This is a genomic window from Marinobacterium sp. MBR-111, assembly GCF_040547585.1.
In the GTDB taxonomy this organism is placed as follows: domain Bacteria; phylum Pseudomonadota; class Gammaproteobacteria; order Pseudomonadales; family Balneatricaceae; genus Marinobacterium; species Marinobacterium iners.
This window is the reverse complement of the sequence record NZ_JBEPQA010000052.1, coordinates 1-8,281: the sequence shown is the minus strand read 5'-3', so window position 1 is coordinate 8,281 and position 8,281 is coordinate 1. Positions and strand designations below refer to the sequence as shown.

Annotated in this window: 3 protein-coding genes and 1 pseudogene; all 4 read right to left on the bottom strand. The window is 55.9% G+C overall.

The features are described from left to right. A pseudogene (locus ABIE61_RS18240) lies at positions 1–335 on the bottom strand (hypothetical protein); the annotation flags it as partial. 81 nt (positions 336–416) lie between these two features. Continuing rightward, on the bottom strand, positions 417–830 hold the full coding sequence (locus ABIE61_RS18235) for a hypothetical protein (RefSeq protein WP_206836824.1): 414 nt from the start codon (positions 828–830) through the stop codon (positions 417–419). Beyond that, positions 823–1,905 (bottom strand): glycosyltransferase family 9 protein, encoded by a 1,083-nt coding sequence (locus tag ABIE61_RS18230; RefSeq protein WP_354412173.1) that lies wholly within the window; start codon positions 1,903–1,905, stop codon positions 823–825. The genes ABIE61_RS18235 and ABIE61_RS18230 overlap by 8 nt, the downstream gene beginning before the upstream one ends. A gap of 283 nt (positions 1,906–2,188) precedes the next feature. Continuing rightward, positions 2,189–8,281 (bottom strand): hypothetical protein (locus tag ABIE61_RS18225; RefSeq protein ID WP_354412171.1); only part of this gene is annotated, 6,093 nt, incomplete at its 5' end.

The window sequence follows — 8,281 nt, the reverse complement described above, 5'->3', positions numbered from 1 at the left end:
CCGTAGCGGTCACGCAGGCGATACTGGTAAGTATACATCCGTTGTGCAAAAGCGTCCTCTGGCTCGCCCTGCACCTCAACATGAATCAGCACCCAGGTTTCATGGCCTTCCAGCGTGTGTACCTTGACCAGTTTATCGGCGTAACGCCTGCCAGAGTTGGCGTCAGGCGTCACCTGCTGCAGCTCTTTGTCGAGCGAGGTATAACCCTGGCGCCAGTCGATCTCTGACGGGATATGCGGGAACAGCAGTTCCAGAAACTCCTTGAAATAGCCATCCAGGGCGATTTTCCAAGGGCTGTCGTGATCGGTGGTGCGATCCGTATCGGTGTCGGTCATGGGGCCTCCTGTTTGCTGGGCACAGGATAGCAGCTTGGCCTTCGCAACGGGAAGCTCAGCACTCTGAGCGTTCGGGGCCTGTCATTGTCCATAGTCCGGGTGGCTCTTCTCTTCTGTCAGTTCACTGCCCAGCAGGGTGTCGATCTCGCGTTTGAGCTGTGCCCGCTGGTCGTTCAGGCGGTATACGCTGCGTGACAGCTGGATAAAGGCATCGTCAAAGCACTGCCGGGCTTCATGTGCCCGTTTGCCGTTTTCGATGTCCCATAGCTGGTCATTGACGGCTTTAAGGGCCTGTCTGAGGTCATCCAGCGCGGCGGGGTATCGGGCCGTGTCGCCCACGATTTCTTCGAGTGCCGCCTGTTCGCGGGCGATGTTGCGTTGTTTGGTGGGGTCATCAATGCGTTCGCGCTTGATCGCCAGGATCGACAGCTTGTCGAACACTTCGCCCCAGGCCACGGGGATCAGGGGCCGGGCAGGCCAGGCGGGTTTATGCATGATGGTGTGCCTCCGTGTCGGTGGGTTCAATGAGCCTGTGTATGACCTGCTCGACCGCCGCCAGCCAGCAGCTTTCAAAGTAGGCCTTGTGTGCCGGGGTGTTGAGCACATCGGCGGATAGTTTGTACTGGTCCCAGTAGCGATGGTCTCGATCCACCTGGATTGAGGTGAGCAACGGCTGATAGGGTAACATGCCGTGTTGATACCTACCCTGGCCCATCAGCAGGTCCACCGTCGGTTTGCCAACCGCATTGGCAACATGCAGCAGAAACGAGTTACAACTGACTACGCTATCCACGGCGGACACGGCCCCGTACAGTTCACTCAAACTGCGATCTCGGATCAATAAGCAGGGACAGTTTACCGATTGGGCCGCCGCAACAACGGCATTATCATCGGTGACCACCCGGTAGCCCTGTTGCCTGAGTGCCGTACACAGTCGCAACAATGCCACAGCGGGCATTGAGCGCAAGGGGGTCGAAGCCGTCGCATGCACAAAGATATCCTGCACACTCGCCTGTGATTTGGACTCTATTACGGCATCGGCCCCGCGTGCGAAATCATCCACATTGATGTTACCGCAGGATGCCTGCTTTAGCTCAGGGGCGATCTTTTCCGGTGCGACACCCAAATTGATCAGATGAAAATCCGGCCAGGGCACGCCCCTGAATCCCGGCAACGACACAAAGCCGGAAAAATCAAAACAGGCATCATACTCACGCCACTCGTCCAGGCGGATGGGGGTGGAGCGGATGCGCGTCACCCAGGGCTCGTGCTTGAGCACATAATCCGGTTTGGTGGCGGTCCATGAGCGGATCACGTCCACTTCGATCAGCGGGTGGATCGCTTTCAGCAGGGGCAATACCAACCGAAACGCCTGTGCGCCGACCAGGTTATCGCCCAGCCCTGTGCCCAGGGCATTGAACAGCGCCAAGCGCAACGGTTGACCGGGGCGGATGCGCTTACGCAGTTGGGCGGCAATCGATGGGTCCATGGGCAACAGCGTCGGCCTGCCCTCGTGCCCGTTGAGTGTGATGGGCAGTGTGAAGGACGGATTTTGAGCGGGGTCCAGCACACGGCACTCGACCCCGGTTTTTTCGGCACTGGCGGCGATGCGTTTTTGGCCCTGTCGGGTATCGAGATAGATCTCGTAGGGGTGACCCGTGCAAGGTCACCCGGCGCCACAAACGGATAGGGCAACTCGCCCAGTTTGCCGATAAAGGTTTTCGTCACAATAAAGGCTTGCATGGTATTCCTTCCATAAACAAAAAACCCCCGCCTCCTTGTGAGAAGCGGGGGTTTTATCAGCCATCACTGGCCCGCAAGGTACTACGGGTCAGTGAGTGAAGCGCTTAGCTTCAGGCTACGATGTCGCCAAAGGCGAAGTTGTTTTCGTCGATACCTGTCAGCGCAATAACACCGTCGACTGTGCCATCTTCGTTCGCATCGAAGAACAGCAAGCCTGTAGCATCATCCGCTTCAGCCGTAGCATCATTATCTGCCAGTGAGGTCAGATAGTAACGTACCACACCATCCATAGCGTTATTGGCGTTAGCCAAGGCTGTTGCATAATCTGCAACTTCAGCTTCTGCAAGGAAGTTGGTTGCAGTGCCCGCTACCAGGTCAAGATCAATCACATCTTCACCGCTCATGAAGTCTGTAATCAAATCGGCCTGCGCATCGGTAATGCCGTTACCAATCGCACCGTCAACAGAAGCACCGGAGCCTTCGAAGCCACCTTCAGTGTCCAGAACCACAGTGAAGCCACCATTGTTTGGAAGTGCATCCTCAATAGTCAGCTCATTGCCATTCACTGTAGCGCTAAACTCAACATTACCGTCAATTGCACTTGCAAGATTTGCAAGGACATCGGCAACAGTCTCGTTTGCACCAGCTTCATAGGTGAACGTTGTAGCAGTACCCGGGCCTACCGGATCCAGTTCAACGATGTATTTTTCACCGGCTACGACTGTATCAGTATCGGCTGTACCAATTGTCACAACAGTCTGCTGTGGCTGATCGGTTCCATCGGTAATGTTAGCAGTAACACCAGTACTACCCGGATCAGTAATCGGCGAGTTGATCGTGAAGCTGACACCGTCTGCGTTGTTGACGGTCACGATGGCACCCACCGGGATGGCACTGAAACCGTTAACTGCATTGAACGCGGATGCAATCTTACCTGCAACCTGTTCCGCCGTATCACCATTGGCCAATACAACCTCAAGGTTTGCAGCGGTCGGCGAGCCGTTCAGTACATACGCGATGTTGATAGAGCCATTAGCAGACGCGCCACTAGTTACCTCGATAAGCTCACGGTCCACGTTCGCCTGCGGTGTAGTGTAAGACATTGCAGCCGGTGTGCTGGTACCTACCACAAAGTGGAAAGTATCTTCACCACCGTTACCTGTCAGAACATCAGCACCGTTCTGAACCGAATCACCACCGTCAATGATGTCATCGTTGGCACTACCGATCAGGATGTTGGCACCGGACTCGCCACCATTCAGTGTGAAGCCGTTGCTTCCACCGGCAAGTGAAACGTCGATGGTGCTGTCGCCTGAATGACCGGTCAGAGTGGCTGTACCGTTGTTGATGGTCTCAGCCGTAGCGACGAACTCAACAATGTCATCTGCAGTTACAGACGCGCCAGAGGACACAATCAGAACATCCTGTTCTTCAGTAGTGCTCTCATTCTCGTCATCCGCTTCAGAGCGAAGGTCCATAACAATGTCAGAACCTGCTGTGATCTCGAAAGTATCGCTGCCGCCACGACCATAGAGTGTGTCGTCGCCAGTTCCACCGATCAGCGTATCGTCGTCTTCACCTGCAAAGATTTCGTTCGCGAAGTTAGTAGAACCGGTGATGGTCTGACCGATTACTTCATCGGCGTCATCCAGACCGCCTACGAATGTAGCCGCGAACACATCATCCGCATCATCTTCCGTCAGAACTACAGCCGACAGGTCGACGTTAGCGGTACGCAGCGAATTGAAGATGCTAGCAGTAGCGCCATCGCCGTTACCGATAACTTCAACGGTACCTGAGCCAACGACTTCAACTCCGGCATCGGCAAGATCAGCAACCTGTGCAACGGTCAGGATCAGCGTCTGATCAGCCGGTACATCGATGGTTACGTTGGTCAGATCCAGCGTTACCTCGGTCAGGTCCACTTCACCTTCGATGGTCAGGCTGCCGCCATCCACTTCCAGGATCGCGCCCGCTTCGAACATCGGGTCGGTGGTTTCCTGAATGGTCAGGTCAACGTTTACGAATCTCCAAGTGCTGCCATCTTCCAGCAGCGGAGAGGTCACAACGCCGTCGACATTACCTTCGCCCAGGATTGCGGTGACTGTACCAGTACCTGTTCCGCCATTCAGCGTGAAGGCATCCGATTCAGAGTCATCGTCTGTACCGTCGATCAGTGCCAGAACACCCAGGTGCACGTTACCGTTACCATCAATGGTGATCGCACTCAGCTCTGCACCGGCTACACCAGCATACGGTACACCGTTGCCATCCAGGTTCAGGACGTACTCGCCTTCAGCTGCGCCTGCAACGTGGCCGAAGTAGACATCGCTATCGAATGTCTCCGGATCAGCTTCAGCGTCATCAACACCAGTATTGATGTTGAGAGTTTCAACGTCATTCAACGCCGCTGCCGGGCTACCACCTGTCACGGTCAGAACACCGTTATGCTGAGTCGCATCGATGTTAACTACCGCGTTGACTTCAGGATCGCTGGTATCCAGTGACTTGATGGTGACATCGTTGTTGCCGGTTACGGTCAGCGTCGCATTGCTAGTGGCATTAGCTGCGAACTTGATCGTACCGATTTCCAGGTCGTTACCAGTCAGGATTCCCGCACCAGGACCACTGTTGGTGCTGAGGTCAACGCCTGTATTCAGGATCACGTGTGTCAGCTCAAGCCCTTCAGCCGCGCCGATTGTGATATCACCGATGATGTTCGGTGCAGTCGGTGCGTTGTTGACCTGATCGTCATATCCATCAGCCGCCAACAGGTCACCGGTATCGTCTGCCAGAACAGAGTCGATGGTCAGTGTGTTGAACACAACTGTGGTCGGATCAAGATCACCCGGCTGAGCATCGGTGTTATCGATGATCAGGTTATCCAGCTCGATGCTACCCAGGGTAACTTCACCACCCATCTGGATGGTCAGCGACTGGATGTGCTCGAACTTGTCTTCATCGGCGAAGATCAAGCCGTTCGGCAGGTTAGTGAACGATGCCAGCTCAACCACGCGATCAACGCCTTCAGACGGGTAGGTCAGCGTCAGGTTGCCCGGGTCAGCGAAGTCGATACGGATGATGCTATCCGGCAGGCTGCTGAACAGCTCTTCCAGATTGGCGCCATTCGCCAGCGCTTCGGTGAACCACAGACGTCCGATCTCTTCGTCGTAGTTGCTGGTGTCGAGTGTGCCGGTCACGCTGTTAAACAGCCACACCACGTTGGTGGTGTTGATCAGCGGATCATTACCCGGTACCGAAGCATCGGCATCAGGATCAACATACCCTGTACCGCCATTGATCACGTCGATATCACGGCCATCGGCTTGTTCCTGAGTGGCGAAGCGAATGGTCTGACCACCCAGTGCGTCATCAGCATTGTCTACCACTTTCAGCTTGATGGTCACATTGCCCAGGTCTGTACCTGTCGACAGGGTGACATCATCGTCCGCCAGGGTGGCCGAGGCCGGTACCTGAAGGCCGCTGAAGTCGTAATCGAACAGTTCGTTGGTATCGTCGTTATCACGTGCAGCGTCGTTCAGCGGGTCGTTGTCGTTATCGTTCAGGTTGGTGTACGCACCCAGATCGATAATTTCAACTTCGCCTGTGAAGCCAGTCGCACCGGTGTCCGGCCCGGCCACGATGTTCAGGCCAGACGCCTGCTCAGCGGTCAGGGTCAGCTTAACGCCATCGGCCAGTACGATATCCTGCACCTGAGTGATCTCGAGGTTCAGGGCGCTCCAGTTAGTGTTGGCATCGATGTACAGGGTGGTGTTGGCACCCAGGTTGATGTTCAAGTCACCGGCTGTCCAGGTATTACCCGCACCGATATGGATCTCTGAGTCAACAGCCGCGTTGGTGAAGTCGAAGCTCCAACCCGTCTGGTCGTCATCAGTACCCAGTACATCATCAGCGCCATCGGCGTCTGTGACGTTCAGTGTGGTGCCACCCAGTGTCAGCGTGGTGGTGCCAGTACCGGAGGTGAAGTCGAAGTTGGTTGAATCCAAGGCTTCGATTACGCCCAGTGTCAGGCTACCGCTGTGACCGGATGCATCAATTGTGGACAGGTCAGCACCGTCGATACCGTTGTTGCCAGCACCTGTGTGAGTGTCCAGCACGATGTCGCCGCTGCCGGTGAACACCAGGTTCTCGGTAGCCGTCAGTTCAAGTGCATCTGAACCGCCAGTCACGGTCAGCAGACCGGTGCCCTGATGGTCGATATTCAGGGTTGCGATATCGGTGTCGCTGGTATCCAGCGCCTTGATGGTGACATCGCCCGCTCCGGTGATGGTCAGGTTGGCGACAGCGTCGTCAGCCGGGACATCAATGGAGTTGAACGTGATCACACCCTGGCCTGCGCCGTCACCGATGACCAGATCCTGTTCGGCGTTGATCGCAACGTTGAGCAGGTTGTTATCGCTGGTGTTGTCGCCACCCAGGACAGTCGCGGTACCGATATCACCCAGAATGGTGTTCAGCTCATCACCAACGGAGTTGATAGTCAGCTGATCGAAGTAACGGATATTGTAGTTAGCAGTATCCTTATCGGTACGCGTCGGGATGCTGAGGTCGCCGTTCAGCGTAACATCGCCTTCCAGGTTCAGAACCAGCGTACGGACTTCGTCGGTGTTATCCCAATCATTGAAGATCAGGCCGGTCGGAGTCGTGATGCCTTCTTCGATCGATACAACACGGTATGTCGCATCCAGGAAGCCAAGGTCGGCCGGGTCTTCATACAGACGCAGCTCAACTGTGCTGGCCAGGTCATCAATGGAGTACTCGACGTTGGAGTTACCACCCGTGGTGAAGCCGTTCGCCAGCGCTTTCAGGATGGTGACATCATAGCCGGAGGCATCAATCTGACCCGGGTAAGTAGTGTGCGGTGTGAACTGGAACACCAGCGTGCTGTTGGCACCACCGGTCACGTTCAAGCCGTCGGCCTGCAGCGCACTGGCCAAGCCCAGGGTCTGACCGTCTGCCAGCAGGACTTCCAGGCGAGTCAGGTCATCCAGGTTGGTAACGGCGTTCAGGTTCACATCTTCAGCCAGTGACAGGGTCACGGTGGCTGCATCCGCGATACCGGACAGGTTGAGGCCATCAGCTACGTCATTGCCGTCTTCGTCATAGTTAATATCCGCCTGTTTCAGGTCGGTGATATTCACTGTGAAGGCGTTACCGTCGCTGTTATCACCGTCGGTATCCACACCTACGATGGTGCCCGCTGCAGCCAGCTGCTGATACTGCGCTGCCGTCAGGTTCAGCGTGCTGCCTTCCAGAACGCGGATTTCGCCAACGCCTGTCAGATCAGTGGTCGGATCCAGGGTGATGGTGCCTTCCGCGATTGTAACGGACGCAACCGTGATGCCTTCAGCAATGGCTTGTGCATCGAACGGATCGCTGCCCAGCTCAACGATGTGCAGGACTTCATCTTCAGCGGAATCGGTCGTGCCGTTCAGCAGATTAGCGGTACCCAGTACATCCAGCTGTGCCTGAGACAGGGTCAGCGTCGCCTCTTCACCGATGGTGATCTGGCTTACGCCGGAGAGATCATCGTCAGAGAGGTCCACGTTACCCGCAATGGTCAGCTCAATGTTGCTGCCGGTGAAGCTCAGGGCATCGGTGTTACCTGCCGCCTGGTCGATCTTCGCAGCATCGATGGTCAGGCTCAGGGTGCCGGTGCCGTTGTTTGCAATAGTCAGGCCGTCGATATCGTCATCCGTGGTATTGACCGCACCGATGGCGACATCTGCACTACCGGTCACGGTCAGTGTGGCGGTCGCTGCACTGTCGTCATTCGCGGTAACGCCGTCAGCCGGGGTGTTATCCAGGCTGCCACCGTTATCTTTACCGTGTGAGCTGAACAGGATTTCGCCTGTCAGTTCAAACGCCTGATCAGCATTGATGGTAACGGATTTCAGGTTGTTATCACGGCTACCCACAATAACGGCAGGGCCATACGCGGCGGGTGTGATATCACCATTGATCACGTTGGCGGTCTGGCCGTTGATCTCATTCGCACCGGTACCGGTGGAGTTGATCACCAGCGACTGCAGGTAGTGCGGTACCAGGCCGTCTTCGTCTACATCGACTTCAACGGTGGACAGTACCAGGTCGCCATCATGGATGCGTGTACCACCTTCCAGGTTCAGGGTCAGGTGAGTGATCTCTGAATCCAGCTGGTATTCGTTGAAGGAGATGTCACC

Coding starts and splice junctions, on each gene's coding strand:
- ABIE61_RS18235 (WP_206836824.1), bottom strand. CDS start 830: ATGCATAAACCCGCCTGGCCTGCCCGGCCCCTGATCCCCGTGGCCTGG.